Annotated in this window: 25 protein-coding genes; 16 read left to right on the top strand and 9 right to left on the bottom strand. The window is 72.5% G+C overall.

Going from position 1 to position 25688, the window contains the following annotated elements:
• The first annotated feature begins 135 nt into the window (after positions 1 to 135).
• From FDM97_RS08010 to FDM97_RS08025, 4 genes are all read left to right on the top strand, one after another.
• Positions 136 to 522, top strand: coding sequence for a DoxX family protein (locus FDM97_RS08010; protein ID WP_137989556.1), 387 nt, complete (start codon positions 136 to 138; stop codon positions 520 to 522).
• 64 nt (positions 523 to 586) lie between these two features.
• Positions 587 to 2854 carry an acyl-CoA dehydrogenase gene (locus tag FDM97_RS08015; RefSeq protein WP_137989557.1) on the top strand — a complete coding sequence of 756 codons (2268 nt, stop codon included), beginning with the start codon at positions 587 to 589 and terminating at the stop codon, positions 2852 to 2854.
• A 15-nt stretch (positions 2855 to 2869) separates the two neighbouring features.
• Entirely contained in the window at positions 2870 to 4060 is a 1191-nt protein-coding gene (locus FDM97_RS08020) for a lipid-transfer protein (RefSeq protein ID WP_137989558.1), read from the top strand.
• Between the two features lie 76 nt (positions 4061 to 4136).
• On the top strand, positions 4137 to 5570 hold the full coding sequence (locus FDM97_RS08025; protein ID WP_137989559.1) for an MFS transporter: 1434 nt from the start codon (positions 4137 to 4139) through the stop codon (positions 5568 to 5570).
• 19 nt (positions 5571 to 5589) lie between these two features.
• Here FDM97_RS08025 and FDM97_RS08030 read toward each other — a convergent pair whose 3' ends face one another.
• The 4 genes from FDM97_RS08030 to FDM97_RS08045 are packed head-to-tail and all read right to left on the bottom strand — an operon-like array spanning position 5590 to position 8977.
• The gene (locus FDM97_RS08030) at positions 5590 to 6195 is read right to left on the bottom strand and encodes a response regulator transcription factor (RefSeq protein WP_137989560.1); all 606 of its coding nucleotides are present in this window, start codon (positions 6193 to 6195) and stop codon (positions 5590 to 5592) included.
• Complete coding sequence (locus FDM97_RS08035; RefSeq protein ID WP_137989561.1) at positions 6192 to 7337, bottom strand: sensor histidine kinase; 1146 nt, start codon at positions 7335 to 7337, stop codon at positions 6192 to 6194. The genes FDM97_RS08030 and FDM97_RS08035 overlap by 4 nt, the downstream gene beginning before the upstream one ends.
• Before the next feature lie 12 nt (positions 7338 to 7349).
• On the bottom strand, positions 7350 to 8069 hold the full coding sequence (locus FDM97_RS08040) for an ABC transporter permease (RefSeq protein WP_432816200.1): 720 nt from the start codon (positions 8067 to 8069) through the stop codon (positions 7350 to 7352).
• Complete coding sequence (locus FDM97_RS08045; protein ID WP_137989562.1) at positions 8066 to 8977, bottom strand: ABC transporter ATP-binding protein; 912 nt, start codon at positions 8975 to 8977, stop codon at positions 8066 to 8068. Before FDM97_RS08045 ends, FDM97_RS08040 begins: the two co-directional genes overlap by 4 nt.
• Positions 8978 to 9254: 277 nt before the next feature.
• Here FDM97_RS08045 and FDM97_RS08050 point away from each other — a divergent pair, with 277 nt between their 5' ends.
• The 3 genes from FDM97_RS08050 to FDM97_RS08060 are packed head-to-tail and all read left to right on the top strand — an operon-like array spanning position 9255 to position 12161.
• Complete coding sequence (locus FDM97_RS08050; RefSeq protein ID WP_137989563.1) at positions 9255 to 10109, top strand: MaoC/PaaZ C-terminal domain-containing protein; 855 nt, start codon at positions 9255 to 9257, stop codon at positions 10107 to 10109.
• A 13-nt stretch (positions 10110 to 10122) separates the two neighbouring features.
• Complete coding sequence (locus tag FDM97_RS08055) at positions 10123 to 11199, top strand: Zn-dependent alcohol dehydrogenase (protein WP_137989564.1); 1077 nt, start codon at positions 10123 to 10125, stop codon at positions 11197 to 11199.
• Between the two features lie 14 nt (positions 11200 to 11213).
• Positions 11214 to 12161, top strand: coding sequence for a 3-oxoacyl-ACP reductase (locus tag FDM97_RS08060; RefSeq protein WP_137989565.1), 948 nt, complete (start codon positions 11214 to 11216; stop codon positions 12159 to 12161).
• Between the two features lie 599 nt (positions 12162 to 12760).
• On the opposite strand, the gene FDM97_RS08070 is transcribed toward FDM97_RS08060, so the two are convergent.
• Positions 12761 to 13873, bottom strand: coding sequence for a hypothetical protein (locus tag FDM97_RS08070; RefSeq protein ID WP_175439061.1), 1113 nt, complete (start codon positions 13871 to 13873; stop codon positions 12761 to 12763).
• 248 nt (positions 13874 to 14121) lie between these two features.
• Here FDM97_RS08070 and FDM97_RS08075 point away from each other — a divergent pair, with 248 nt between their 5' ends.
• The 6 genes from FDM97_RS08075 to FDM97_RS08100 all read left to right on the top strand — a co-directional run bounded on the left by FDM97_RS08075 (position 14122) and on the right by FDM97_RS08100 (position 19863).
• On the top strand, positions 14122 to 15162 hold the full coding sequence (locus FDM97_RS08075; protein WP_137989568.1) for an ABC transporter substrate-binding protein: 1041 nt from the start codon (positions 14122 to 14124) through the stop codon (positions 15160 to 15162).
• Between the two features lie 83 nt (positions 15163 to 15245).
• Positions 15246 to 16064, top strand: coding sequence for a Nif3-like dinuclear metal center hexameric protein (locus FDM97_RS08080; RefSeq protein ID WP_137989569.1), 819 nt, complete (start codon positions 15246 to 15248; stop codon positions 16062 to 16064).
• Complete coding sequence (locus FDM97_RS08085) at positions 16061 to 16804, top strand: zinc ribbon domain-containing protein (RefSeq protein WP_217510283.1); 744 nt, start codon at positions 16061 to 16063, stop codon at positions 16802 to 16804. Before FDM97_RS08080 ends, FDM97_RS08085 begins: the two co-directional genes overlap by 4 nt.
• On the top strand, positions 16804 to 18312 hold the full coding sequence (locus FDM97_RS08090) for a bifunctional RNase H/acid phosphatase (protein WP_137989570.1): 1509 nt from the start codon (positions 16804 to 16806) through the stop codon (positions 18310 to 18312). The genes FDM97_RS08085 and FDM97_RS08090 overlap by 1 nt, the downstream gene beginning before the upstream one ends.
• Positions 18313 to 18393: 81 nt before the next feature.
• Positions 18394 to 19251 carry a GNAT family N-acetyltransferase gene (locus tag FDM97_RS08095; protein WP_137989571.1) on the top strand — a complete coding sequence of 286 codons (858 nt, stop codon included), beginning with the start codon at positions 18394 to 18396 and terminating at the stop codon, positions 19249 to 19251.
• Between the two features lie 201 nt (positions 19252 to 19452).
• Positions 19453 to 19863 (top strand): WD40 repeat domain-containing protein, encoded by a 411-nt coding sequence (locus FDM97_RS08100; RefSeq protein ID WP_137989572.1) that lies wholly within the window; start codon positions 19453 to 19455, stop codon positions 19861 to 19863.
• Here the strand turns inward: FDM97_RS08100 and eda are convergent.
• The 3 genes from eda to FDM97_RS08115 form a co-directional block, all read right to left on the bottom strand.
• Positions 19860 to 20528: a bifunctional 4-hydroxy-2-oxoglutarate aldolase/2-dehydro-3-deoxy-phosphogluconate aldolase gene (gene eda / locus FDM97_RS08105; protein ID WP_137989573.1), complete on the bottom strand. Its 669-nt coding sequence runs from the start codon at positions 20526 to 20528 to the stop codon at positions 19860 to 19862. The two genes, FDM97_RS08100 and eda, sit on opposite strands and share 4 nt — an antisense overlap.
• A gap of 72 nt (positions 20529 to 20600) precedes the next feature.
• The gene (locus FDM97_RS08110; RefSeq protein WP_137989574.1) at positions 20601 to 21686 is read right to left on the bottom strand and encodes a DNA alkylation repair protein; all 1086 of its coding nucleotides are present in this window, start codon (positions 21684 to 21686) and stop codon (positions 20601 to 20603) included.
• Between the two features lie 26 nt (positions 21687 to 21712).
• Positions 21713 to 22006 carry a hypothetical protein gene (locus FDM97_RS08115; RefSeq protein ID WP_137989575.1) on the bottom strand — a complete coding sequence of 98 codons (294 nt, stop codon included), beginning with the start codon at positions 22004 to 22006 and terminating at the stop codon, positions 21713 to 21715.
• A 103-nt stretch (positions 22007 to 22109) separates the two neighbouring features.
• Between FDM97_RS08115 and FDM97_RS08120 the strand changes: the two genes are divergently transcribed.
• Positions 22110 to 22664 (top strand): ABATE domain-containing protein, encoded by a 555-nt coding sequence (locus tag FDM97_RS08120; protein WP_137989576.1) that lies wholly within the window; start codon positions 22110 to 22112, stop codon positions 22662 to 22664.
• 126 nt (positions 22665 to 22790) lie between these two features.
• A complete protein-coding gene (locus FDM97_RS08125) occupies positions 22791 to 23198 on the top strand; it encodes a VOC family protein (RefSeq protein ID WP_137989577.1) in 408 nt (135 codons plus the stop codon).
• A 182-nt stretch (positions 23199 to 23380) separates the two neighbouring features.
• On the opposite strand, the gene yaaA is transcribed toward FDM97_RS08125, so the two are convergent.
• Positions 23381 to 24145, bottom strand: coding sequence for a peroxide stress protein YaaA (gene yaaA / locus FDM97_RS08130; protein ID WP_137989578.1), 765 nt, complete (start codon positions 24143 to 24145; stop codon positions 23381 to 23383).
• Between the two features lie 96 nt (positions 24146 to 24241).
• Here yaaA and FDM97_RS08135 point away from each other — a divergent pair, with 96 nt between their 5' ends.
• The gene (locus tag FDM97_RS08135) at positions 24242 to 25687 is read left to right on the top strand and encodes a ribonuclease catalytic domain-containing protein (protein WP_137989579.1); all 1446 of its coding nucleotides are present in this window, start codon (positions 24242 to 24244) and stop codon (positions 25685 to 25687) included.
• Position 25688: the final 1 nt, after the last annotated feature.

Genomic DNA, 25688 nt, shown 5'->3' on the forward strand with positions numbered 1-25688 from the left:
GGGTATCCAAGGCGCCGGTCTGTGGATCATGAATGGGCGCGGGAGACGCACGTCACATGCGCCGCTGTCACAGGGTGCCGGGCCGCTCTGTCCTAGAGGGGTGACAGCGTACGCACAAGCAGCAGGAGAGACCTCATGAACATCGCTCTGTGGATCGTCACCGGACTGCTGGCCGCCGCCTACCTGTTCAGTGGCGCCGGCAAGCTGATCATGTCGAAGGAGAAGATCGCCTCCTTCGGTCCGAGCGCGGCGTGGACCGAGGACTTCAGCGCCGGCGGGATCAAGGCCATCGGAGCCCTCGAGGTGCTCGCCGCGGTGGGTCTGATCCTGCCCGCCGTGCTCGACATCGCGCCGGTTCTGGTGCCCCTGGCCGCCCTCGGTCTGGTGCTCCTCATGCTGGGTGCGGCGATCACCCGCTTCCGGCGTCACGAGATCACGCTCATGGTGGTGGACCTGGTCTATGTCGTCCTGGCGGGTTTCGTGGCGTGGGGTCGCTTCGGCCCCGAGTCCTTCGTCGGCTGACCGGGGTGAACTTCCCGGGTTTCTGACCTTCCGTCAGAATGAAACGTGTTCTAGTCTGCCGCGCATGGGCATCGCCATCACGCAAGAACAGCGGGAGTTGTCCAGGTCCGTGCGCGGCTGGCTCACGCGCGCCGTGCCTCCCGAGGACGTACGCAAACTCCTCGACGCCCCGCCCGACACCGTCACCGGACGACCCGCGCACTGGGACGACCTCGCCGCGCAGGGGCTCCTCGGCCTCCACCTTCCCGAGGAGTACGGCGGCGGGGGCGGCGATCTCGTCGATCTGGCCGTCGTCCTGGAGGAGGCCGCGCGGGCCCTGCTGCCGGGGCCGTATCCGGCCTCCGTCCTCGCCGCCGAGATCCTGTACCGCGCCGGGCTCGCCGACCTCGTCGCCGACCTCGCCGGCGGCACCCGTATCGGCGCCGTCGCCCTCGCGCCCGGCGGGCTGACCGCGGTCGAGACCGAGGGCGGGCGCGGGCTCCTCCTCGACGGGACCGCGCCGCCCGTTCTCGGCGCCGCCCACGCCGACCTGCTGATCCTGGCGGCGACCACCGCGCGCGGCACCGTCTGGGCCGCCGTGGACGCCGACTCCCTCTCCGTACGGGTCCACGAGTGCGCCGACCCCACCCGGCCGACCGCCGAGGTCACCGCGGACCAGGTCCACGTGCCCGGCCATCGGGTCCTGCGCGTCGACACCGCACTCGTACCGGATCTCGCCGCCGTGCTCTACGCCGCCGACGCCTGCGGGAACGCGGCGCGGGCACTGGAGACGGCGGTCGCCTACGCGAAGGTGCGCGAGCAGTTCGGGCGGCCCATCGGGCAGTTCCAGGGGATCAAGCACCTCTGCGCCGACATGCTCGTACGCGTCGAGCAGTCCCGCGCCCTCACCTGGGACGCCGCCCGAGCCGCCCGCGCCGCCGGGACCGCCGGGACCGCCGGGACCGCCGGGACCGCCCGCGCCGCCGGGACCGCCGGGACCGCCCCGACTGCCCGCGGAGAGGGGCGGTCCCTCACCGCCGCGCTCGCCGCCGCCACCGCGCTCGACGCCGCCTACAGCTGCGCCAAGGACTGCATCCAGATCCTCGGCGGCATCGGCTTCACCTGGGAGCACGACGCCCACATCACGCTGCGCCGCGCCCTCGTCGCCCGCCAGCTCCTCGGATCCGGCGACACCCACCGCGCGCACGCCGCCCGCCTCGCGGACGGCGGGGCCCGGCGCGAGCTGCGCCTCGAACTCCCGCCGGAGGCCGATGAGTTCCGCGCCGCAGCCCGGGACGCGATCGCACCCGCCGCCGGGCTCGACCCGGCAGCCGCGCGCCGGGCCCTCGCCGCCACCGGCTACGCCGCCCCGCACCTGCCCCCGCCCCACGGCCTGGGCGCGGAACCGCTCCAGCAACTCGCCGTCCAGCGGGAGCTGGACGCGGCGGGAGTCCGGCTCAGCGGCCTCGGCATCGCCACCTGGGTCGTACCGTCCCTCCTCGCGCACGGGACCCCGGAGCAGCAGGCCCGCTATCTCGGCCCCACCCTGCGCGGTGAGCTGCTGTGGTGCCAGTTGTTCTCCGAGCCCGGCGCCGGGTCCGACCTGGCCTCCCTGCGGACGAAGGCGGAGCGCACCGAGGACGGCCGCTGGCGGATCAACGGCCAGAAGGTCTGGACGAGCGCCGCCCAGTCGGCCGACCACGGCATCCTGCTCGCCCGGACCGACCCCGACGCCCCCAGGCACAAGGGGCTCACGTACTTCCTCGTCGACATGAGGACGACGCCGGGGATCGACATCCGGCCGCTGAAGGAGATCACCGGCGACTCGCTCTTCAACGAGGTCTACTTCGACGACCTGCTGCTGCCGGCCGACGCCGTCGTGGGCGAGGTGAACGAGGGCTGGCGCGTCGCCCGCAACACCCTCGGCAACGAACGCGTCCACATGGCCGACCAGGTCGCCTTCGACAGCGGCCTGGAGGCGTTGATCGCCCGCGTGGCCGACGCCGACGCCGACGCCGACGCCGACGCTTCCGTACGGGTACGGATCGGGGCGCTCGCCGCCGAGGCGCACGCGCTCGCCTGCATCGGGCTGCGGACGACGATGCTCCAGGTGTCGGGGCTCGAACCCGGCGCGGGCGCCAGCGTCCGCAAACTCGTCCAGACCGTCCACCAGCAGAAGGTCGCCGAGCTCACGCTCGAACTGCTCGGTCCCGAGGGCGCGGTACGGGAGGGGACGGGGGAGCGGGCCGTCCACGGGCTGCTGATGTCCCGCTGCCTGACCATCGCGGGCGGCACCACGCAGGTCCAGCTCAATGTCGTCGCCGAGCGTCTGCTCGGCCTGCCGAGAGACTGAGGGGGTTGTCGCGGAATGAAGGCGTACATCGTCGGCGTCGGGATGACGAAGTTCGAGAAGCCCGAGACACGTGACTGGCAGTACTGGGACATGGCCAAGGAGGCGGGGACGGCGGCGCTCGCCGACGCCGGGATCTCGTACGAGCAGGTGCAGCAGGTGCCCGTCGGCTACTGCTTCCAGGCGTCGACGGCCGGGCAGCGCGCCGCGTACGAACTCGGCCTGACCGGCGTCCCCGTCTACAACGTCAACAACAACTGCGCGACGGCGTCGACGGCGCTGATGATGGCCCGGCAGTTCGTGGAGGGCGGGATCAGCGACTGCGTCCTGGCGCTGGGCTTCGAGAAGATGGCACGCGGCGCGCTGGGTGGGGGGTCGGACGGGGGAGACTTCAAGACCTCGCCGGTGGCCCGGCACTACGGAATCATGGCCGCCGCCCACGGCTTCGAGATGTCGCCGCCGACGGCGCAGATCTTCGGGAACGCGGCCCGGGAGCACATGGAGCGGTACGGGACGACGGAGGTCCAGCTCGCGGCCGTCGGGGCGAAGAACCACCAGCACTCGGCCGGCAACCCCCGCGCCCAGTTCCAGGACGTGTACTCGGTCGAGGAGATCCTGGCCGCCAGGACGATCCACCGGCCGCTGACGAAGCTGCAGTGCTCGCCGACCTCGGACGGTGCGGCGGCGGCGGTGGTCGTGTCGGAGCGGTTCGTGGTGGAACACGGGCTGCACGAGCGGGCCGTGGAGATCGTCGGTCAGGCGATGACGACGGACACCGAGGAGTCCTTCGCCTCGGGTTCGTGCATCGACGCCGTGGGCCGGCCGATGTCCCGTGCCGCCGCGCGGGCCGTGTACGAGAGGTCGGGGCTCGGCATCGAGGACGTGGACGTGATCGAACTCCACGACTGCTTCTCCATCAACGAACTCCTGACGTACGAGGCCCTGGGCATGTGCGAGGAGGGCGCGTCGGGCAAGCTCGTCGAGTCGGGTGCCACGACGTACGGGGGGCGGTGGGTCGTGAACCCCTCGGGCGGACTGATCTCCAAGGGCCACCCGCTGGGCGCCACCGGTCTCGCCCAGGCCGCCGAACTCGTCTGGCAGCTACGGGGCGAGGCCGGCACACGTCAGGTCGGGGGCGCGAGGGTCGGGCTCGCGCACAACATCGGGCTCGGCGGGGCGGCGGTGGTGACCATGCTCCGCAGGTCCTAGTCCGCGGTCGCGGACCGCCGGTCGTAGGACCGAATCCCGATGTACGGGGCACGGGGCGTCTGCGACCATCACACGCATGGCCCACACCGAGTCAGCCGAGTCAGCCGCCACACGGTCCCCTTCCCCGCGCCGCCCTCCGCGCACCTGGCTCGTGGTCCTCGCCGCGTGTGCGGGCCAGTTCCTGGTGGTGCTCGACGTCTCGGTGGTGAACGTCGCCCTTCCGTCGATGCGGGCCGACCTCGGGCTCTCGGCCACCGGACTGCAATGGGTCCTCAACGCGTACTCCATCGCGTTCGCCGGGTTCATGCTGCTCGGCGGCCGGGCGGCCGATCTCTTCGGGCGCAAGAGCATGTTCCTGCTCGGCCTCGGGCTGTTCACGGCCGCTTCCGTCGCGGGCGGGCTCGCGCAGGAGGGCTGGCAGCTGGTCGCCGCCCGCGCCGTGCAGGGGCTGGGCGCCGCGGTGCTCTCACCCGCGACGCTCACCATCGTGACCGGCGCCGTCCCCGCCGGGTCCGCGCGGACCCGGGCGATCGGCACCTGGACGGCGGTCGGCGCGGCCGGTGGCGCGGCGGGCGGGTTCGTCGGCGGGGCGCTGGTGGACCTGCTCTCCTGGCGCTGGGTGCTCCTGATCAACGTCCCGATCGGTGTCCTGGTCCTGATCGGCGCCGCGCTGTCGCTGCGCGAGAGCCGCCTCGGGGGCGGGCGGCGGCTCGACCTGCCGGGCGCGGTCCTCGCCACGGGCGGCCTCGCCGCCGTCGCGTACGGCATCGTGCAGACGGAGGAGGCGGGCTGGGGCGCCCCGGCCACGCTGGCCCCGCTGCTCGGCGGCCTGGCGCTCCTCGGGGTCTTCGTCGCCGTCGAGGCGCGCACGACGGCCCCGCTGATGCCGCTGAAGGTGTTCCGCTCGCGGACGGTCTCGGCCGCCAACGTGGCGATCCTGGTGTGCGCCTCGACCTCCTTCGGTATGTGGTTCTTCATGACCGTGTACGCGCAGAACGTCCTCGGCTACACGCCGCTCCAGGCCGGTCTCGCCCTCGTCCCCAGCTCGGTCAGCGCCATCGTCGGCTCCACACTGGCGCCCCGTCTGATGCCGGTGGCCGGCGCCCGGAACATCGCGGTCCTCGGCGCCCTCGTCGCCGCGGCCGGATTCGGCTGGCAGTCGACCATGACCGCCGACGGCACCTTCCTCACCATCATCCTGGGCCCCGGCATCCTGATGATGACCGGCATGGGCCTGCTCATCACCCCTCTCGCGACCCTCGCCACATCGAGCGCCGCCTCCGCCGACGCGGGCCTCGTCTCCGGCCTCGTCAACACCTTCCGCACGATGGGCGGCGCACTGGGCCTGGCCGTCTTCTCCACCGTGGCGGCGGCGCGGACGGGCGGCGCCACCAGCCCCGAGGCCCTGACGGCGGGCTACGCCCTGGCCTTCCGTACGGCGACGGGGGTGCTGGTCGCGGGAGCGGTCCTGATGCTGGTGTGGCTGCCGAGGCCGTCGCGCGGGGACTGATCCCTTCCTCACCCCTTCCTCAGAGCCAGCCCTGCTGCCGCGCGGCCCGGACGGCCTCCATGCGGTTACGGGTGCCCGTCTTGCCGATGGCGGAGGAGAGGTAGTTGCGGACCGTCGATTCGGACAGGTGCAGCTTCGCCGCGATGTCGGCGATGGTCGCCCCGTCCACGGAGGCCGCCAGGGCATCGCGTTCGCGGGCGGTCAACGGGTTCGGGCCCGCGCTGAGGGCGGCCGCCGCGAGGGCCGGGTCGATGACCGTCTCGCCGCGGAGTGTCGCGCGGATGGCGACGGCCAGCTCCTCCACCGGGCCGTCCTTCACCAGGAACCCGGCCGCCCCCGCCTCCATCGCGCGCCGCAGATAGCCGGGCCGGCCGAAGGTCGTGAGGATCAGGACCCGGCAGTCGGGAACCTCGTCGCGGAGGTCGGCGGCGGCGTCGAGCCCGGAGCGGCCGGGGAGTTCGATGTCGAGAAGCGCCACCTCGGGACGACTGCGCAGCGCGGCGTCCACGATCTCGTCTCCCCGGCCCACCTGGGCGACCACCTCGATGTCCGGCTCCATGCCCAGCAGCAGGGCCAGGGCCCCGCGCATCATGCCCTGGTCCTCGGCGAGCAGAACTCTGATCATCCCGTGGGCTCCCACTCCCGTGACGCCGGGGCCTCCACGGGGAGTTCCGCGGCGACCCGGAACCCTCCGCGCGGCGCGGGCCCCGAGTCAAGGGTGCCGCCTGCGGCCGCGACCCGCTCGCGGAGGCCCGCGAGACCACTGCCCGCGGTGCCGGAGCCGGCGGCGCCCCGGCCGTCGTCGGTGACGGTCAGCCGGACCCGCTCGGGACTGCCTGCGACCTCGATCTCGCAGCGTGTCGCCCCGCTGTGCCGCACGGCGTTGGTCGCCGACTCGCGGACGACCCAGCTCAGCAGCGCCTCCGTCCGCGGCTCCAGCGGCGGTCCCGAGCGGCGCACCACCGGCTCGATCCCGGCCGAGGAGAGCACGTCGCGGGCCCGGTCGAGCTCGGCCCCCAGGGACCCCTCGCGGTAGCCGGTGACCGCCTCGCGGATCTCAGTGAGCGCCTGGCGGCCGACGGACTCGATGTCGGCGACCTGAGCGAGCGCGGCGTCGATGTCGCGCGGGGCGAGCCGGCGGGCGGCCTCCGACTTCACGACGATGACGGACAGGGTGTGGCCGAGCAGGTCGTGCAGATCGCGGGAGAACCGCAGCCGCTCCTTCTCGACCGCTGTGCGCGCCAGCTCCTGCCGGGTCTCGCACAGCTCCCGGACCGTCTCGGACAGGGCGAAGATGGCGGCGGTCACCATGGCCGAGATGAAGGTGCCGTAGGCCACGTTGATCGCGTCCCAGCCGTCCCGTACTCCCGACACCACGGCCGCGGTGACGCAGAGCGGGAACACCACCTGGGGCAGCCGGCGCCCACGGGTGACCGAACCGGCGGCGAGGCCGAGCAGGGGGAAGTACAGCAGGTACGGGCCGCCGTAGGCGATGCCGAGAGCGAGCGTGACGACGGCCATGGCGGCCAGCAGCCACCAGGTGGCGGCCGCTTCACGCTTCCTCCTGTCGAAGGCACGGAAGACGACCGCGATGTAGAGGGAGTTGAAGGCGAGCAGTCCCAGGCCGGTGAGCCAGGGGTTGGACACCTCGCCCTGGAGGAGATGGGAGACCGCGCCCATGCCCATGAGCAGCCAGGGCAGCATCGACAGTCCGTTGGGCGGACCCATCCCCTCCGGTGCCCACCGCCCGCTTCCCTTCTTGCGCATGGTCCCCCCTCCTTACGCCGTCCTCGCGGAGTGACGGTACGAGACGACCGCGTACGAACCGAACAGCAGGGCCCAGAGCCCGATCACGGCGATCGCCGCCACGCCCGGCGCGGTGCCCTCCGCCAGTGCCCGGCCCAGCTCGGCGAAGCGGTTGGTCGGGGTGTACGAGGAGAGCGTGCGCAGCCAGGCGGGGAAGAGCTCCACCGGGAACCACAGGCCTCCCACGACCGCGAGGCCCAGGTTGCAGGCCACGTTCACGACGCCCGTCGTCTGCGCGGTGAGGCGGTAGCCGTTGCCTATCCCCAGCAGGGTGAAGGGGAGCGAGCCGAGCCAGAGGACGAGGGCGACACCGGCCCACTGCCAGGTCTCCATCCGGACGCCGTTGACGAGCGCGCCGGCGAGGAGGACGGCGGCGATGGCGGGCAGGACGATCACCGAGCCGGTCAGGGCGCGGCCGGTCACCACCTGGCGTGGGGTCATCGGCGTGACCCGCAACTGGCGCAGCCAGCCGAGGGACTTGTCCTCCGCGACCCCGGTGCCGACCGAGAGGGCGGCGCCCAGGGCGCCGTACGCGGCCATGCCGACCATGGAGGCGGTCTTCCACGCGGCCCCGTCCGTGCCGAGGTTGGTGAAGAGCAGGTACATCAGGACCGGCATCCCCACCCCGAAGATCACGAAGCCGGTGTCGCGCAGAGTCCGGCGGACTTCGAGCCGTACGTACTCGGTGATCATCGGGTCGTCTCCAGGGTCGTGGCGGTGGTGCGCGTCAGGGTCAGGAAGGCGTCGTCGAGCGAGACCGGGGCGACCTCCAGGCCGCGGATCGCGTTCCTCGCCGCGAGGGCGAGGACCGTGGCGTCGGAGTCGTCCGTACGCAGCCGGGCGCGGTCGCCGCGTATCTCGACGGACGTGACACCGGGGAGGAAGGGAAGCTCCTCGGTGGGGCCGCCGGCCAGGTCGAAGGAGACGAGGCTGCCGCCGGCCGCACGCTTGAGGGTCTCGCTCGTGCCGTCGGCGAGGACGCGGCCGCGGTCGACGACGACGATCCGATCCGCGTGGGCGTCCGCCTCCTCCAGATAGTGGGTGGAGAACAGGACCGTGTTGCCGCGCCGGGCGTAGCCGCGCATCGCGTCCCAGAAGGCCTGGCGGGCCTCGACGTCCAGGGCGGCGGTCGGCTCGTCGAGGACGATCAGCTCGGGGTTCCCGGCCAGCGCCACGGCGAACCGGACCCGCTGCACCTGGCCGCCGGACAGCCGGTCGACACGGTGGCCGGCCAGCTCGGTCAGACCGGCCAGGGCGAGGGCCTCGGCGACGGGCAGCGGCACCGGGTAGGTACAGGCGACGAAGGAGACCAGCTCGCGCACGGTCACCCGGGGGACCGGGCGGCCCTCCTGGAGCATCGCGCCGACCCGGCCGGCCGCGACAGCGCGGGCGGGTGCCCGGCCGAAGAGGGAGACCCGGCCGCCGTCGGGTGCGTCGAGGCCGAGGAGCAGTGCGATGGTGGTGGACTTCCCGGCGCCGTTGCGCCCGAGCAGGGCGACCGTCTCGCCCCGCTGAACGGTCAGGTCGATGCCGTCGACGGCGCGGACCGTCCCGAAGCTCTTCGTCGCGGCCTCGAAGGTGACCGCAGGCTCGTTCGTCATGCCTTCACGCTACGAATCCGGCCCCGTCCCCCGGCAGGCGTGAATGTACGGACCTGCCCGTGACAAATGTCCCGAGGCCCGTCCCCACCCGGCCCCAACTGACGTACCGTCAGGGGTTCTCAACTCATCCGCGCTCGGCTATACATGAGGATCACCGACCTAGAACGCGTTCTAGAACGGAACGGGCGCGTACGGGACGGTCCCGCACGGCCTCGGTGCGGCCGACGGTGCGGACGGTCGCACCGAGGTCTTCCACACCCCAAGGAGCAGCATCCTCATGCCCATTGATGCCGCCGAGGCCGTCGCCGCCGAGCCCCGCAGCGCCGAGATCCGCTGGGACCACAAGGACGTCCAGCTCTACCACCTGGGACTGGGGGCCGGCACCCCCGCGACCGATCCCGACGAACTCCGCTACACCCTCGAATCCAGGCTCCACGTCCTGCCCAGCTTCGCCACCGTCGCCGGAGCCGGCATGGGAGTCGTCGGCGGGCTCTCCGCGCCCGGCATCGACATCGACCTCGCCGCCGTCCTGCACGGCGGCCAGTCGATCACGCTCCACCGGCCCATCCCCGTCCAGGGCAGGGCCGTCAGCACCTCCCGCGTCGCCGCCGTCCACGACAAGGGCAAGGCCGCCGTCCTCGTCCTGCGCTCCGAGGCGGCGGACGACGACGGCCCGCTGTGGACCAGCGACGCGCAGATCTTCGTACGGGGCGAGGGCGGATGGGGCGGCGACCGCGGCCCCTCCGAGCGGCTCGACCTTCCCGACCGCGCGCCCGACAGGACCGTCGAGCGTCCCGTACGGGAGGACCAGGCGCTGCTCTACCGGCTCTCCGGCGACTGGAACCCGCTGCACGCCGACCCCGAGTTCGCCAAGCTCGCCGGCTTCGACCGGCCGATCCTGCACGGGCTCTGCACGTACGGCATCACCCTCAAGGCGGTGGTGGACACGGTGCTCGGCGGGGACGTCGCCCGTGTCCGCTCGTACCGCACCCGCTTCGCCGGGGTCGTCTTCCCCGGCGAGACCCTGCGTATCCGGATGTGGACCGGGGACGGCCGCGTCCAGGTGTCGGTCACGGCGGCCGAGCGCGACGACGCCCCCGTACTCGCCGACACCCTCGTCGAACATTCGTGATTGGAGCCGCACCATGCGCGCAGCCGTACTGCACGAGATCGGCCAGGACAAACTCGAGGTCCTCGACGACGTCGAGGCGGTGGGCTTCGGCCCCGGCAAGGTGAGGATCCGGGTCAGGGCGACCGGACTGTGCCACTCCGACGTCTCCGCCATGAGCGGCGTGCTCCCGCAGCCCGCGCCGTTCATCCCCGGCCACGAGGGCGCGGGCGAGATCCTCGACATCGGCGACGGCGTCACCGGGCTCGGCGAGGGGCAGCGGGTGCTGCTGTGCTGGCTGCCCGCCTGCGGGGTCTGTCCCGCCTGCAAGCGCGGCCAGACCCAGCTCTGCCTGGCCGGCTTCATGAACGCCGGCACCCCCAACTTCCGCAGGCCCGGAGGGGAGGTCTTCGGCTTCGCCGGGACCGGCACCTTCACCGAGGAGGTCGTCGTCGACGCCGGCTGCGCCGTCCCGATCCCCGACGACGTGCCCTTCGACATCGCCGCCCTCATCGGCTGCGGGGTGACCACGGGGCTCGGCGCGGCCATCAACACGGCGAAGGTGGAGGCGGGTTCCTCGGTCGCCGTCATCGGCTGCGGCGGCGTCGGCATCTCCGCGATCCAGGGTGCCAAACTCCAGGGAGCCGCCCAGATCGTCGCCGTCGACCCCGTCGAGTCGCGGCGCGAGGCGGCCCTGCGCTTCGGCGCGACCGAGGCGGTCGCCCCCGACGCGCTCGCCGACGCCAAGCAGCGGATCACCGCGGGCGAGGGCTTCGACTACGTCTTCGAGGTCGTCGGAAAGTCCGCCACCGCGCGCGTGGCGTACGAGACGACCCGGCGCGGCGGCACGCTCTGCGTGGTCGGCGCGGGCGCGCTCGACGACCACCTGCAGCTCAACATGTTCGAGCTGTTCTTCGACGAGAAGCGGATCCTGCCTTCGATGTACGGCGGCGGTGACGTGCTGCGTTCGTACGAGCGGGCCATCGCGCTGTGGCGGGCGGGCCGGATCGACCTGGAGTCGCTGATCACCCACCGGGTGCCGCTCTCCGGGATCAACGAGGCGATCGAGCAGATGCGGACGGGTGTCGCGCTGCGTACCTGCATCGAGATCTGAGAGGACCACGACACATGTCACTCCCTCTGGAGGGCCTGTCCGCGATCGTCACCGGCGCCGGCCGCGGCCTGGGGCGCGCCGAGGCGCTGGAGCTCGCCCGCCTGGGCGCGGCCGTCGTCGTCAACGACTACGGGCAGCCGGGGCGGGACGGCTCCGGCGAGGCGTCGGCCGCGCCGGCGGAGGAGGTCGCCGCGGAGATCCGCGCGGCGGGCGGCCGGGCGGTGGCGCACCTCGGCGACGTCGCCGACTTCGAGACCGCTCGGGGCCTGGTCGACCTGGCGGTGGGCGAGTTCGGGAAGCTGGACATCCTGGTCAACAACGCGGGGATCCTGCGCGACCGGATGGTCTTCTCGATGAGCGAGGACGAGTGGGACTCGGTGATCCGGGTCCATCTGAAGGGGCACTTCAACACCACCCACTTCGCGGCGGTGCACTGGAGGGGCCGGGCGAAGGCGGGGGAGTCCGGGGTGTACGGCCGGATCGTCAACACCTCGTCGGAGGCGTTCCTGGCGGGCTCGGCGGGTCAGCCGAACTACGCGGCGGCCAAGGGCGGGATCGTGGGCCTGACGACGTCGACGGCGCTGGCGCTCGCCAAGTACGGCGTGACGGCGAACGCGATCTGCCCGCGGGCGCGGACCCGGATGACGGAGGACGTCTTCGCCGGCTTCGCGGAGCCGGGGGCGGGTGAGCTGGACGCCTTGGCCCCGGAGCACGTGGCGCCGGTGGTGGGGTACCTGGCGTCCCCGGCGGCGGCGGGCGTCAACGGCCAACTGCTGGTCGTCCACGGCGGGATGGTCGCGATCGTGGACCGGCCGAGGGTGGCGGCGAAGTTCGACACGACGAAGGACGCGTTCACGTACGAGGAACTGGACGGGCTGCTGTCCCCGCACTACGCGGGCCGCCCGGCGGGGGAGACGTTCGCGGCGGCGGAGATCCTGGGCCTGAAGCGGGGCGACGCCTGAGGTGGAGGGGTGGGGTGGGATTCCCCCCACCCCACCCCACCCCTCCCCGAAACCCTGACGAGACCGGGGGCCCAGCCCCCGCCCCCCCCAAACTGCGCGGCAGCTCCGCGCCGCGAGGCAACCCCCCGAGCCCCCCGCCCTGCGAGGCGGCGGCTCCGGGCCGCCGGCCCGCCCCCCACCCCCCGTTGTGGGCATTTGTTCCGCTGGGGCGGAACGGGTGGGCACAACGGACGGCGCCCTTGCGGGCGCGTCCGCCCCCAGGAGCCCCGCACCCACAGGGCGCGGCTCCCCGTGCGAGGTCGTCCAGCGGGTGGGGAACGGAAACGGCCCCGGGGAAACCCCCAGGGCGGGTGCAGCGGTACCGCCGTTCCGTGTCGCGGTGACGGAAACGGCCCCGGGGAAACCCCCAGGGCCGGTGTCGTGTTACCGCGCTTCCGAGTCGCGGCGGTGGCGGCCGTGAGGGGAGGACGAGGTGTCCTCCGACGGCGCCGACTCCCCGCGGTGCTTTCCGGAGCCGTGCGGCTGCGCGCCGTCCGTGCTTGCTTGCGACATGCTGTAACTCACCCCGTATGGATCTCTCTTGCGTGCGATCCAAGAGTCTAGCCAGCGGCTTTACGGCCGGCGAGCGGAGCCTGCTGCAGCGGCACCGGCCGGCACACCTGGGGCTCCACGGGCTCGAGCGGGGCCGGTTCCGGGTCGGGGGGTACCTCCAGGCCGGCGAGACCGCAGGGCGTCTCCTCCGTCGCGTACGGCAGCCGCAGCACGCCCTCCGCCGTCCACACCCCGGACCCCGCCAGCCACCCCGCGGGCACCGCCAGTTGGTGCATCCGGCGGCCCGCGGGGCGCCACATCCCGACCCAGCTCCCCGCCGCCGCGTCGATCCGCAGCGCGACCGAGGAGCTCTCCGGCAGCAGCACCTGGCCCGGCTGCACCGCGAACGGCGTCACCGCCGCGTCGTCGAGCCGCAGGCAGTCGGGGAAGCGGATCGGCAGGAGGCTACCGAGGACGCCCCAGCCCAGCCGGTCGTGCCCCGGTGACGGCGCGTCCGAGCGGATCAGGAGCAGCCCGCTGTCCGGGTCGGCCATCAGCAGCCGGTCGTTGCTGTCCTCCGTGATCTGGAGCAGCGGCGTCACCTCGCCGCCCCGCTCCAGGTCGACCGCCACCGCCTTCACCGGGCCGTCGTCCAGGCGCCGGTCGAGGGCGAGCATCCGTCCCGTACGGTCCAGCCAGACCCCGCCCGTGCAGCGGCCCTTGACCTCCGCGACCTGCTCCGGGCCGAACGCCCCGCCCGCCACCAGCCAGATCGTGGTGGTGTCCGCGCCGACGCACATCGCGTACGCGCAGATGCCGTCGGGGGAGGGCGGCAGCAGGGTGAGGTCCTCGGACTCGACGGCTCCCAGGGCCAGTTCCCCCGTCCCGGGTCCCGTCGGGTACAGCAGGGAGAACGTGTGCCGGTGCCCGTCCACCGCCCGCCCGATCAGCACCCGCCCGTCAGCGAGCGGCAGCAGCTGCGTATGGGGCTCCTCCGGCTGGTCGAGCGGGAGGGGTACGGCGTACGGCTCCGGCCCGTCCAGGGTCCACCGCTCCGCGTACAGGGCGTCCCCCGCGCCGGCGAGCCGCGCCGCGTACGCCCCGTTCGCCGTGATCGTGAATCGCGACGGCGATACCGCGCCGCCGTCTTCCGTCGCTGTCTCGATGGCACAGGCTGTCATCGACTCGTCACCTCCGGCCATCGAAGCTAGTTTTCGCACTTCCTGCCGAACAACACGAGCCCGGTCACTTCACACATAAGGGTGGCCGTGAATCGATTCTGCTGAGGCGAGGGGGCCGGTTGTGCTGGAGGGGTGAGCGTTACGTAAGGTAAGGCGACCCTAAGTGGAGTCTGTGACTCCGGGTACGGAGACGCCCTCCGTACCGGTTGAGAGCCGCCCGTCCCCGTACCCGTGACAGGAGAACCCTCATGTCCCTCCGCCGCCGCGGCACCGCCGCCGCCGTCGCCCTCGCCGCCGCGCTCTCCCTCGCGGCCTGCGGAAGCGGCGACGACGCACCGGCCGCCACCTCGGAAAAGAAGGAGAGCGGCGCCAGGAAGGACGTCGCCGCGGGCGGCAAGGACTTCGGCGACGCGGCGGCCAAGACCGCGGCGATGGGCACGGACGCCAAGCCCGGCCAGTTCCCGCGCACCCTCACCCACGCCCTCGGCAAGACCGAGATCAAGTCCGCCCCCAAGCGGGTCGTCGTCCTCGACGTCGGCGAGCTCGACAACGTCGTCTCGCTCGGCATCAAGCCGGTCGGCTACGCCCCCGCCGAGGGAGACGATGGCATTCCCACGTACTTGAAGAACGAGGCGGGCACCCCCAAGTCCGTCGGCACCATCAACAACCTCAACCTCGAGGCGATCGCCAACCTGGAGCCCGACCTGATCCTCGGCAGCCGGCTGCGCGCCGCGGACAAGTACGACGAGCTCTCGAAGATCGCCCCCACCGTCTTCTCCATCCGCCCCGGCTTCACCTGGAAGGAGAACTACCTCCTCAACGCCGCGGCCCTGGACAAGACCGCCGACGCGCAGTCGAAGCTCGCCGCGTACGAGACCAAGGCGAAGCAGCTCGGCGCGGACATCGGCCCCGACAAGCCGACCATCTCCATGGTCCGCTACCTGCCGGGCAAGATCCGCCTCTACGCCAAGGCGTCCTTCATCGGCACGATCCTCGAGGACGCCGGCCTGCCGCGGCCCGCGAACCAGCAGATCGACGAGCTCGCCGCCGAGATCAGCCCCGAGAAGATCGACCAGGCCGACGCCGACTGGATCTTCACCGGCGTCTACGGCGACCCGAAGGCCACCAAGCGTGACACCGCCCAGGCCAACCCGCTGTGGAAGAACCTCAAGGCGGTCAAGGCCGGCCAGGCGAAGGACGTCGCGGACGAGACCTGGTACCTCGGCCTCGGCGTGACGGCGGCGGACCGCGTCCTCGACGACCTGCGCGCCGACCTCGTGAAGAAGTAGGAGAAGAACCGCCCGAGGGCTGTCCGCGAGGGTTGTCCACAGGGCAGGACGACGAGGCACGGAGGCCAGGTAGCCTTTCCTCCGTGCCCCGTCTGTCTGAAGTCATCGCCGCGCTCGACGCTCTCTGGCCGCCCGAGCGGGCCGAGCAGTGGGACGCCGTCGGCACGGTCTGCGGCGACCCCGACGCCGAGGTCACCCGTGTCCTGTTCGCCGTCGACCCCGTCCAGGAGATCGCCGACGAGGCGATCGCGCTCGGCGCCGACCTGATCGTCGCCCACCACCCGCTCTATCTGCGCGGTACGACGACGGTCGCGGCCTCCCACTTCAAGGGCCGCGTCGTGCACACGCTGATCAAGCACGACATCGCCCTCCACGTGGCGCACACCAACGCGGACACCGCCGACCCCGGGGTGTCCGACGCCCTCGCCGGCGCCCTCGACCTGCGGATCACCGGCCCCCTGGTCCCCGAGAACAACCTCGGCCGGATCTGCGAGCTGGACCACCCCGAGACGCTCGCCGAGTTCGCGGCCCGCGCCGCGAAGCGGCTGCCCGCCACCGCGCAAGGGATCCGGGTCGCCGGAGACCCGGAGATGACCGTCCGCCGGGTCGCCGTCAGCGGCGGCTCCGGCGACAGCCTCTTCGACGCCGTACGGGCCGCGGGCGTGGACGCCTTCCTCACCGCCGACCTGCGCCACCACCCGGTCTCCGAGGCCACCCAGCGCGCGCCGATCGGCCTGGTCGACGCCGCCCACTGGGCCACCGAATGGCCCTGGTGCGAGCAGGCCGCCGCCCAGCTCGACGAGATTTCCGACCGCCACGGCTGGGACCTGCGCGTCCACGTCTCGAAGACGGTCACCGACCCTTGGTCCTCCCACCACACCTCCCCTGGAGCCCCCAACTGAACGCCGCGCCCGCCGACCAGATCCGACTTCTCGACGTCCAGGCACTGGACGTCCGTCTCCAGCAGCTCGCCCACAAGCGCAAGTCCCTGCCCGAGCACGCCGAGATCGAGTCGCTCACCAAGGACCTCACCCAGCTGCGCGACCTGCTCGTCGCCGCGCAGACGGAGGAGAGCGACTGCGCCCGCGAGCAGACCAAGGCGGAGCAGGACGTCGACCAGGTGCGCCAGCGCTCCGCACGGGACCAGCAGCGTCTCGACTCGGGCGCCGTCTCCTCCCCGAAGGACCTGGAGAACCTCCAGCACGAGATCACCTCGCTCGCCAAGCGCCAGGCCGACCTGGAGGACATCGTCCTCGAGGTCATGGAGCGCCGTGAGTCCGCCGCCGAGCGGGTCACCGAGCTGACCGAGCGGGCCTCCGCCGTCCAGGCCAAGACCGACGACGCGACCGCCCGCCGCGACGCGGCGCAGGCCGAGCTTGACCGGGAGGCGGCGTCGGTCGGCAAGGAGCGCGAGCTCGTGGCCGGCTCCGTCCCGGCCGACCTGCTGAAGCTCTACGAGAAGCTGCGCGAGCAGCAGGGTGGGGTCGGCGCGGCGCGGCTGTACCAGCGCAAGTGCGAGGGCTGCCACATCGAGCTGAACATCACCGAGCTCAACGAGGTCCGGGCGGCCGCGGCCGACGCGGTCGTGCGGTGCGAGAACTGCCGTCGGATCCTCGTCCGTACGTCGGAGTCCGGCCTGTAATGACGGCCACGAGGGAAGTCGTCGTCGAGGCGGACGGGGGCTCCCGGGGCAACCCGGGGCCCGCCGGGTACGGGGCCGTGGTCCTGGACCCGGCGACCGGCGAGACGCTCGCGGAGCGCGCCGAGTACATCGGCGTCGCCACGAACAACGTCGCCGAGTACAAGGGCCTGGTGGCCGGTCTGAAGGCGGCGCGCGAGCTGTTCCCCGACGCCGTGGTCCACGTCCGCATGGACTCCAAGCTGGTCGTCGAGCAGATGTCCGGCCGCTGGAAGATCAAGCACCCGGACATGAAGCCGCTGGCGGCGGAGGCGGCCCGGGTCTTCCCGGCGGGCCGGGTCCGCTACGAGTGGATCCCGCGCGAGCGGAACAAGCACGCCGACCGTCTCGCGAACGAGGCGATGGACGCGGGCAAGCGCGGCAAGCAGTGGGAGCCGTCGGCGTCCTCGGCGGCCCTGGACGCCTCGGCCGCGCGCAACGCGGCGCCGCCGCCGCCCTCGGGACCTCCCGGCGATGCGACGGCGGGCGCGGCGCGCGCCCGCGCCGCGCTCTCGGGCGTGGGTGCTGGTGCTGGTGCTGGTACGGCTGCGGGGCGTCCCGCCGCCGCTGCGGCACAGACCGACGACGGCCTCTTCGCCGCTGACGAGGCCATCGCGGCCCAGGCGCGCGCCTCGCTGGCCGCGGCGGGAGCGGCCGAGCGGGAGTCCGCCGCCACCGGGTCGGTGGCGAGCGGGGACTTCGAGGCCGAGGCGGGCGTCGTGGCGCACGTGGGCCACGCTCGGGCGGCGGCCCGTGCGGCCGGAGCCGGAGCCGCTGCCGCCGGGCCCGCGGGTGCCCGGACCCCGACCACCACGGGTACCGCCCCCGGCTGGGGCGCGCCCGACCTCGGGACCCCCGCCACCTTCGTCCTGCTCCGCCACGGCGAGACCGCGCTCACCCCCGAGAAGCGGTTCTCGGGCAGCGGGGGCAGCGACCCCGAGCTGTCCGCCGCCGGGCTGCGGCAGGCCGACGCCGTCGCCGCCGCGCTCGCCGCACGCGGCACGATCCAGGAGATCGTCAGCTCGCCGCTCAAGCGCTGCCTCCAGACCGCGGAGACCGTCGCCGCCCGCCTCGGCCTCGATGTGCGGATCGAGGAGGGGCTGCGCGAGACCGACTTCGGCGCCTGGGAGGGGCTGACCTTCGCGGAGGTACGGGAGCGGTACGACGAGGACCTCGACGCCTGGCTCGCCTCGCCCAAGGCCGCCCCGACCGGCGGCGGCGAGAGCTTCGCGACCGTCGCGCGGCGCGTCTCGGCCACCCGCGACCGGCTGGCGGTTCAGTACGCGGGCCGCACCGTCCTCCTCGTCACGCACGTCACGCCGATCAAGACCCTGGTACGGCTCGCGCTCGGCGCCCCGCCGGAGTCGCTGTTCCGGATGGAGCTCTCGGCGGCCTCGCTGTCGGCCGTGGCGTACTACGCGGACGGCAACGCCTCCGTACGGCTCTTGAACGACACCTCGCACCTGAGGTGACCCGGACGGGCACCAGGAGGAGGGGGCGGGGTCACGAAAACACCGTGACCCCGCCCCCTCCCCCGTAGCACCATCAAGGCCATGACCTGGCACATCACCGAGGACGCCGAAGCGTTCCGCGCGGCCGCCCACGACCACTTCGCCGCCGATCCCGCCCGCAACACCGTGCTGCTCACGCTCAGCGAGGGCGCGCGGCGCCGGCCCCTCGCGTCCGCGCGGTACGGATGGTGGACCGAGGCGGACGGGAGGGTCACCGGCGCGTTCCTGTTCACGCTGCCCCACGAGCCGGCGCTGGGACCGATGCCCGTGGAGGCGGCCCGCGCCCTCGTCCATGCCCTGCCGGACGCGGGGGAGGGGGCGGGGCCCGCGGCCGTGACCAGTGTGCGCGGCGAGGAGGAGACGGCCGAGGCGTTCGCCGCCGAACTGTGCGGGGAGTCGGGCCGCGCGTGGACGACCACCCGCAGGATGCGGCTGTACCGGCTCGGCCAGCTCACCCCGCCGGACCCCGCGCCGCAGGGCAGGGCCCGGACCGCCACAGCCGAGGACATCCCCCGCGCCGCCGCGTGGATGCGGGACTTCGCCGGCGACATCGGCGAGAGCACCGACGTCGACTACACACCGAACATCGAGCCCCGCGTCGCCGAAGGCCGTCTCCACTTCTGGCAGACCGGCGACGGTCCCGTGTCCATGGCGGGCATCTCACCGATCGTCGCGGGCCAGGCCCGGATCTCCCCCGTGTACACCCCCTCGGGGCTCCGCGGTCGCGGCTACGCGGGCGCCATCACCAGCGCCGTCAGCCGGGCGGCCCTGGACGCGGGCGCGCGGCAGGTCCTGCTCTTCACGGACCTGTCCAACCCCACCAGCAACTCCCTTTACCAGCGCCTGGGTTACCGTCCCGTCACGGATCATGTCGGGATGGAGTTCACCAAGCACGGGTGACCCGTACGCTACGGTTCAGGGTGAAGGGGCGGACGGGGCCCACGAGTTACAGCCCTCGCTGAGCGCCGAGCCGCAACTGCGCGGCCGTGTCAGGGCCGCCGCCGAGACCGCCGATCTCCCGCCCGGGGCCATGGGCGGGCTCGCGGCCGACGCGCTTCTCGGGACGGCCGCACGCTGGCGACCAGGGGCGGCAAGGCGCCCATGGCCCTGTGGGAGGTCGCGGACCCCCGCCACCCACGGAAGGTCGGGCAGGCCTCCGGTGAGGAGGATCGCTTCATCTCGTTCGAGTTCCACCCGCAGGGAAACCTCCTGGTCGGAGCCGACCAGGACGGGGACTTCGTGATGTGGGCGGTTCAGGAGCGGAGTCTGTCCCACCGGGTCGCCACGCTCTCCCCGCACCGGCAGAACGCGGATCGGGCCCGGTTCACTCCGAACGGCCGGTACCTCCTCACGTCGGACGGCGGCAGCGTCTACGTGTGGGATCTGGACGACTTCCCCGAACTCGGCGCCGACACCCTCGGCCGGGCCTGCGAGGTCGCCGGTGGCGGTCTCACGGAGAAGGACTGGCGGACATACGCGCCGGGGCTGACGTACGAGAAGACCTGCCCCTAGCGGCCCTGGCGGCCCTGGCGGGGGGTGGTGCGCAGGGCCGCCGCCCCGCTCGCCAGTGATTCGACCCGCGCCCAGTCGCGGGCCGCGAGGGCGTCGGCGGGCAGCATCCACGTACCGCCGACGCAGCCGACGTTCGGCAGCGACAGATACGACGGGGCGGAGTCCAGGGAGATGCCGCCCGTCGGGCAGAACCGGGCCTGGGGGAGGGGCCCCGCGAGCGACCTCAGATACGGGACGCCGCCCGCCGCCTCCGCCGGGAAGAACTTCATCTCGCTCACCCCGCGTTCGAGGAGCGCGACGACCTCCGAGGTGGTCGAGACGCCCGGCAGGAACGGCACGCCCGAGCAGCTCATGGCGTCCAGCAGGCTCTCCGTCCAGCCGGGACTCACCAGGAAGCGCGCCCCGGCCCCGACCGCGTCCGCGACACCGGCCGGCGAGACGACCGTGCCCGCGCCGACGACCGCGTCCGGGACCTCGGCGGCGATCGCCCGGACGGCGTCGAGCGCGGCAGGGGTCCGCAGCGTCACCTCGACGGCGGGCAGGCCGCCCGCGACCAGCGCGCGCGCCAGAGGTACGGCGTCGGCGGCGTCCTCGATCACGACGACGGGGATGACGGGGACCGCGGGGGCGAGCCCGAGAACGGAGGGGCGCGGCACGGAGCTCATGCCCTCATCCTGCCCGCGCCCTGCAGTACACGCAATGAGCGTTGCGTATGGTGCAACGTGAGGCGGTTGCCCTCAGCAGTGCAGCGTGAACGAGGCTTCCCCGTGGGATCGGCCGTTGACCTGGAGCCGCACCAGATGGACACCTGGGTGGTAGCGCCGCGTGCTGATCGGCTTGAAGGAGTGTCTGCGTGTCGCGCGCCACGTCTCGCCGGGCGCCAGGGACCGCGTGGTGAGTTTGAAGACCTTGGGGGTGCGGGTTCCGTTGGCTTTCATATGGAGGACGACGTAGTCGACGACGAGGTGAGCGGTCTGATCGTGCGTGTTGGTCACCGAGTAGTCGAACAGCAGATCGTCGCCGATCCGGATCTCTGAGGCGTGGATGTGCGGGCCCTCGACAGCGACGGGAATGTCCGGGGAGTGGCCGAGCAGCGTAAGGGCCCCGGCGTGGCCGGACTTGATCAGGGTCCGCAGGCCGTGCCGTACCAACCGGGTCGTCGTCGGTGCCGGGTCGCTCAGCCAGCGCGCCGCGACACCAGCGGCGATATCGGGGTGGTCGCGGCTGATGTCGTTGAGGTGGTTGGCCACTGATCTGCGGACGTACTCGGAGTCGTCCCGGTACAGCGCGTCGAGCAGGGGCAGTGCGGGTGTCGGATCCGCGATCAGCTCCGGGAGCCGGGGTGCCCAGGGCAGTCTCGGCCGCGTGCCCTCACTGGCCAGTCGGCGGACGTGGGGGTCGGGATGTGCGGTCCACGGCGTCATGACCCGGAGCGCGCGTTCCAGGTCGGCACGGAGGAAGGGCCGGACGGCGGTCTCCGCGGTCAGGCGCGGGGTGAGTTCCGCCAGCAGGGCGAGCGCCGGTTCGAAGGCGTCCCCGCCCCGTACAGTGACGGCCTCGGTGACAGGGAAGATCATCCATCCGGTGAAATCGCCGTCCCGCAGTGCGGCGCGCACCACGTTCGCGAAGGCCGGGTAGTCCGCAGGAAGATCAGCCAGGACGGCATTTCTGATCAGGGTGACACGCTCGGTGAAGCTCAGCCCGTCCAGGACGGCGCCGCACCCCCGGGTCTCGTGCGCCGTGATCCCGTCACCGGCTCGCGTAAGGCATCGGGCGAGGTCGGCGACGGTGTCCGCGCTGAGTAGTTCGTCTGCCGAGGGCACGGCGTCACTCTCCTTGATCTCGGGGGCTATGCGGTGTGCAGTACCTGAGCGTGCCGCATCTCGTGCACTGTGCCGATTCGGCTGAAGAAGCCCTGCGCCCGGGGGTCGGTCGGCATCTCCTTGGCCGCGCGCTCGGCGACGGCGGCGGACGACCAGACGATGAAGTCCAGGACGGTGCCGTCGTCGAACTGGGCGAGGTGTGCGCCCTGGAAGCCGTCGCCGTACCGCTCCTTGAGCAGTTCGACGAGTTGCTCTCGGTGGGCGGTGAGGGCGGCGGGGTCGTCGGTGTCGAACCTGACGTACTCGATGGTTGCGCTCATGGCATCACCCTTCGTCGATCACGTGACTCACGGAGTTGATGGATTAAATCCGTGAGTTGAAGTTATCACGGGTTCGCTGACCTGAATCCAGTAGATTGAGGGCATGACCATCCGGGACCTGCAGGACATGCCGTGGATCGGCGAGGACCCGGTCCTCGACCTGGCCAACACCGTCGTCATCGGAGCAGGCCCGGGACGCGGCGACGTCGACTTCCTCGCCGATCGGGAACTCACCAGGCGATGGCGCGCCCGCGCCGCCGACCGCGGACTGGCCGCCCTCTCCTTGGAGGAGCTGGAGCGGCTGCGTGGGTTGGTCCGCGACGCGCTGGACGCGACAGCCGGACAGCGTCCGCTCAGCGACAGCCTGCGGAGCCGCCTGAACGAACTCGCCTCGTCCGCCCCCGTCGTCTTCCGAGTGACCGGCGACGGCCTGCTCGCACAGCAGGAACACGGCGGCGGCGCCGAGGCCGTCGTCGCCCGCGAGACGCTCGTCCTGGCCGCGGGTCCGGACCGTCAGCGGGTGAGGCGCTGCCACGCCCCCAGTTGCGGCATGTTCTTCCTGGCCAGGCGCCGTGACCAGGCGTGGTGCTCCCTCGGCTGCGGCAACCGGGCGAGGTCCACCCGGCGCCAGCCACGAGAAACGGGAACCCACAGCTGATGAGACGAGGGAACGCGAAATCAGGTGGTGACACCGGACTTGGGCTCCCTCGCGACCGCACTCCATGCTCGGATCTGTCGGGCGGGCGGCCTACTCTGAGCCCCGTCCGAACTATCTGGGAGAGACATGACAAGCAGGTTCACCGAGTTGACCGTTGACTGCCGTTCTCCGGAGAGGCTCGCGGCCTTCTGGTGCGAGGTCCTGGACTTCAAGGTGATCGAGCGGAGCGAGGGCAAGGTCGAGATCGGCTCCTGGGTGCCGACCGTCGAGGACGTTCGCGCCCGCCAGATGCCGCCCACCCTGGTGTTCATCCAGGTGCCCGAGGGCAAGGCCGTCAAGAATCGGCTTCACCTGGACGTCAGCCCGATCGACGGCAGCACCGAGGACGAGGTGACCAGATTGCTCGGCCTCGGCGCCACCAGGGCGGACGTGGGCCAGGGCCCGGACCGGAACTGGGTGGTCATGGCCGACCCCGAAGGCAACGAGTTCGACGTCCTGCGCACCCTGGCACCGCAGGACCAGGCCGTTGGTTGATGCGTGTCATTGACCGGCGCCCACCGGCACGCCGCCGGGGCACGTCAAGAGGCCCCGGCCGGCGCCGTCTTCATCCGGTCCGCGGTCATCCGGTCGGCGGTCATCCGGTCCGCGGTCATCTGGTCGGCGGTCATCCGGTCCGCAGGGTCATCCGGTCCGCAGGGTCATCCACAGGAAACGGCCTAGTGGATCTCGTCCACCAGCACGTCGAGCACCCCCGCCTTCCCCTCCTCCACCACGTAGCCCAGATCCCGCAGCGCCTCCACCAGCTCCTCGCGCCCCCGCGGTTGCGCCCCCGCCTCCAGCAGGCTGCGGACGATCCGCCCCTTCGTGGCCTTGTTGAAGTGGCTGACCACCTTCCGGGTCGGCGCGTGCAGCACGCGTACCGTCGCCGTCCGCGCCGCCACCTCGCCCTTCGGCTTCCACGCCGACGCGTACGCCGAGGACCGCAGGTCCAGGACGAGACTGTCCCCGGCCGCCTCCGGCATCACCGTCGCCATCGCACCGCGCCAGTGCGCGCCCAGCGCCCCGAGCCCCGGCAGCTTCACCCCCATCGAGCAGCGGTACGACGGAATCCGGTCGTCCACCCGCACCGCGCCCCACAGGCCCGAGAACACCAGGAGCGAGGCGCGCGCCCGCTTCCGGGCCGCCGCGTCCAGCGTGGACAGGCCAAGGGCGTCGTACAGCACCCCCGTGTAGATCTCGCCGGCCGGCCGGGCCCCCGCCGTCCTCAGCTCCACGTTCTTGGCGACCTCGCCGCGCAGCCCCTCGCTCAGACCGAGCACCTCGCGCGCCTTCTCCTCGTCGGCCGCGCACAGCTCGACGAGCTCGTCCAGGACCGCCGCCCGTGCCTCGGCCAGGCCCGGCAGCGACAGGGACTCCGGCTTGAGCGGCGCCCCGCGCCCCGACGCGGCCTTACCCTCCGACGGCGGCAACAGCACGAGCACGGTGGTTCTCCTTCGTACGTACGGGGCTGGGGGTGCGGCCCCAGAACGTTCAGCCTACAAAGTGCCGGGTCCGGCTCCCCGCCCTACGCTCGGTCCATGCCCCGCCGCCACATTCACGTGACCGGCGCAGCCGAGGACCTGCGGGCCGCGCTGCGCGCACTGAGGACCCGGATGGACGTTCCGGCAGGCTTCCCGCCGGCCGTCCTCGCCGAGGCCGAGGCGGCCGCGGCGTCCCCACGGCTGCCGGACCACGACGCCACCGACATCCCTCTCTTCACCATCGACCCGCCGGGCTCCCGCGACCTCGACCAGGCCATACACCTCGCCCGTCGGCCGGGCGGCGGCTACCGCGTCCACTACGCCATCGCCGACGTCGCCGCGTTCGTCACCCCCGGCGGCGCCGTCGACAAGGAGGCCCACCGGCGCGTCGAGACCCTCTACTTCCCCGACGAGAAGATCCCGCTGCACCCGCCGGTCCTCTCCGAGGGCGCCGCCAGCCTGCTTCCCGACCACACCGCGCCCGCCCTGCTCTGGCGCTTCGACCTGGACGCCGACGGCGCCCAGGTCGCCGTCGACGTACGCCGTGCGCGCGTCCGCAGCCGCCTCAGGCTCGACTACGCCGGCGCCCAGCAGCTGATCGACGCGGGCACGGCGGAGGAACCGCTCGCCCTGCTCAAGACCGTGGGCACGCTCCGCGAGGCGCTGGAGGTGGAACGCGGCGGGGTCTCCCTCAACCTCCCCGACCAAGAGGTCGTCCAGACCGGCGACTCGTACACCCTCGTCTACCACGCCCCCAACGCGGTCGACGGCTGGAACGAGCAGATCTCCCTGCTCGCCGGCATGGCGGCCGCCGATCTGATGATCGGCGCGGGCATCGGGATCCTGCGCACCCTCGGCGCCGCCCAGGACGGGGTCGAGAAGCTGCGCCGCTCCGCTAAGGCGCTGGAGATCGACTGGCCGCACCACATGTCGTACGCGGAGCTCATCCGCTCGCTCGATCCGGCGGTTCCCCGGCACGCCGCCTTCCTCCTCGACGCCACCGGCCTGTTCCGGAAAGCCGCGTACATCCACTTCAAGGACGGGACCCTTCCGGACCCCCATGTCCATTCCGCCATCGCCGACGAGTACACCAGCTGCACCGCGCCCCTGCGCCGCCTCGTCGACCGCTATGTGGGCGAGCTCTGTCTGGCGGCCGTCGACGGCCAGGCGCCACCCGCGTGGGTGAAGGACGCACTGACGAATCTGCCGGCCGACATGGACAAGGGGCGCGGCAAGGAGGTCGACCGGGAGAGCATGAACGTCGTCGAGGCGGCGCTTCTGAAGGACCGGGTCGGCCAGGTCTTCGACGGGTTCGTGATCGACGTGAGGGACAGCACGAAGAAGAACGGTGTCGTGCATCTGAAGGATCCGGCCGTGGTGGGCACGGTGAAGAGCCCGCAGGGGCTGCTGGAGGAAGGGACGCGGGTGAAGGCGAAGCTGACGAAGGCGGAGCCCGCGGCCCCGGACAGGGACAAGGTCCTCTTCAAGCACGTGCCGGAGTGAG

It is taken from the genome of Streptomyces vilmorinianum (genome assembly GCF_005517195.1).
GTDB lineage: Bacteria > Actinomycetota > Actinomycetes > Streptomycetales > Streptomycetaceae > Streptomyces > Streptomyces vilmorinianum.

Bases quoted from the DNA above. Each gene is read 5' to 3' on its own strand.
- FDM97_RS08035 (WP_137989561.1), bottom strand. From the start codon at position 7,337: ATGCGCAAGAAGGGAAGCGGGCGGTGGGCACCGGAGGGGATGGGTCCG.
- FDM97_RS08015 (WP_137989557.1), top strand. From the start codon at position 587: ATGGGCATCGCCATCACGCAAGAACAGCGGGAGTTGTCCAGGTCCGTG.
- FDM97_RS08060 (WP_137989565.1), top strand. From the start codon at position 11,214: ATGTCACTCCCTCTGGAGGGCCTGTCCGCGATCGTCACCGGCGCCGGC.
- FDM97_RS08050 (WP_137989563.1), top strand. From the start codon at position 9,255: ATGCCCATTGATGCCGCCGAGGCCGTCGCCGCCGAGCCCCGCAGCGCC.
- FDM97_RS08115 (WP_137989575.1), bottom strand. From the start codon at position 22,006: ATGAGCGCAACCATCGAGTACGTCAGGTTCGACACCGACGACCCCGCC.
- FDM97_RS08120 (WP_137989576.1), top strand. From the start codon at position 22,110: ATGACCATCCGGGACCTGCAGGACATGCCGTGGATCGGCGAGGACCCG.
- FDM97_RS08075 (WP_137989568.1), top strand. From the start codon at position 14,122: ATGTCCCTCCGCCGCCGCGGCACCGCCGCCGCCGTCGCCCTCGCCGCC.
- FDM97_RS08055 (WP_137989564.1), top strand. From the start codon at position 10,123: ATGCGCGCAGCCGTACTGCACGAGATCGGCCAGGACAAACTCGAGGTC.
- FDM97_RS08100 (WP_137989572.1), top strand. From the start codon at position 19,453: ATGGCCCTGTGGGAGGTCGCGGACCCCCGCCACCCACGGAAGGTCGGG.
- FDM97_RS08045 (WP_137989562.1), bottom strand. From the start codon at position 8,977: ATGACGAACGAGCCTGCGGTCACCTTCGAGGCCGCGACGAAGAGCTTC.
- FDM97_RS08095 (WP_137989571.1), top strand. From the start codon at position 18,394: ATGACCTGGCACATCACCGAGGACGCCGAAGCGTTCCGCGCGGCCGCC.
- FDM97_RS08125 (WP_137989577.1), top strand. From the start codon at position 22,791: ATGACAAGCAGGTTCACCGAGTTGACCGTTGACTGCCGTTCTCCGGAG.
- FDM97_RS08010 (WP_137989556.1), top strand. From the start codon at position 136: ATGAACATCGCTCTGTGGATCGTCACCGGACTGCTGGCCGCCGCCTAC.
- FDM97_RS08070 (WP_175439061.1), bottom strand. From the start codon at position 13,873: ATGACAGCCTGTGCCATCGAGACAGCGACGGAAGACGGCGGCGCGGTA.
- FDM97_RS08020 (WP_137989558.1), top strand. From the start codon at position 2,870: ATGAAGGCGTACATCGTCGGCGTCGGGATGACGAAGTTCGAGAAGCCC.
- FDM97_RS08135 (WP_137989579.1), top strand. From the start codon at position 24,242: ATGCCCCGCCGCCACATTCACGTGACCGGCGCAGCCGAGGACCTGCGG.
- FDM97_RS08090 (WP_137989570.1), top strand. From the start codon at position 16,804: ATGACGGCCACGAGGGAAGTCGTCGTCGAGGCGGACGGGGGCTCCCGG.
- FDM97_RS08025 (WP_137989559.1), top strand. From the start codon at position 4,137: ATGGCCCACACCGAGTCAGCCGAGTCAGCCGCCACACGGTCCCCTTCC.
- eda (WP_137989573.1), bottom strand. From the start codon at position 20,528: ATGAGCTCCGTGCCGCGCCCCTCCGTTCTCGGGCTCGCCCCCGCGGTC.
- FDM97_RS08030 (WP_137989560.1), bottom strand. From the start codon at position 6,195: ATGATCAGAGTTCTGCTCGCCGAGGACCAGGGCATGATGCGCGGGGCC.
- FDM97_RS08040 (WP_432816200.1), bottom strand. From the start codon at position 8,069: ATGATCACCGAGTACGTACGGCTCGAAGTCCGCCGGACTCTGCGCGAC.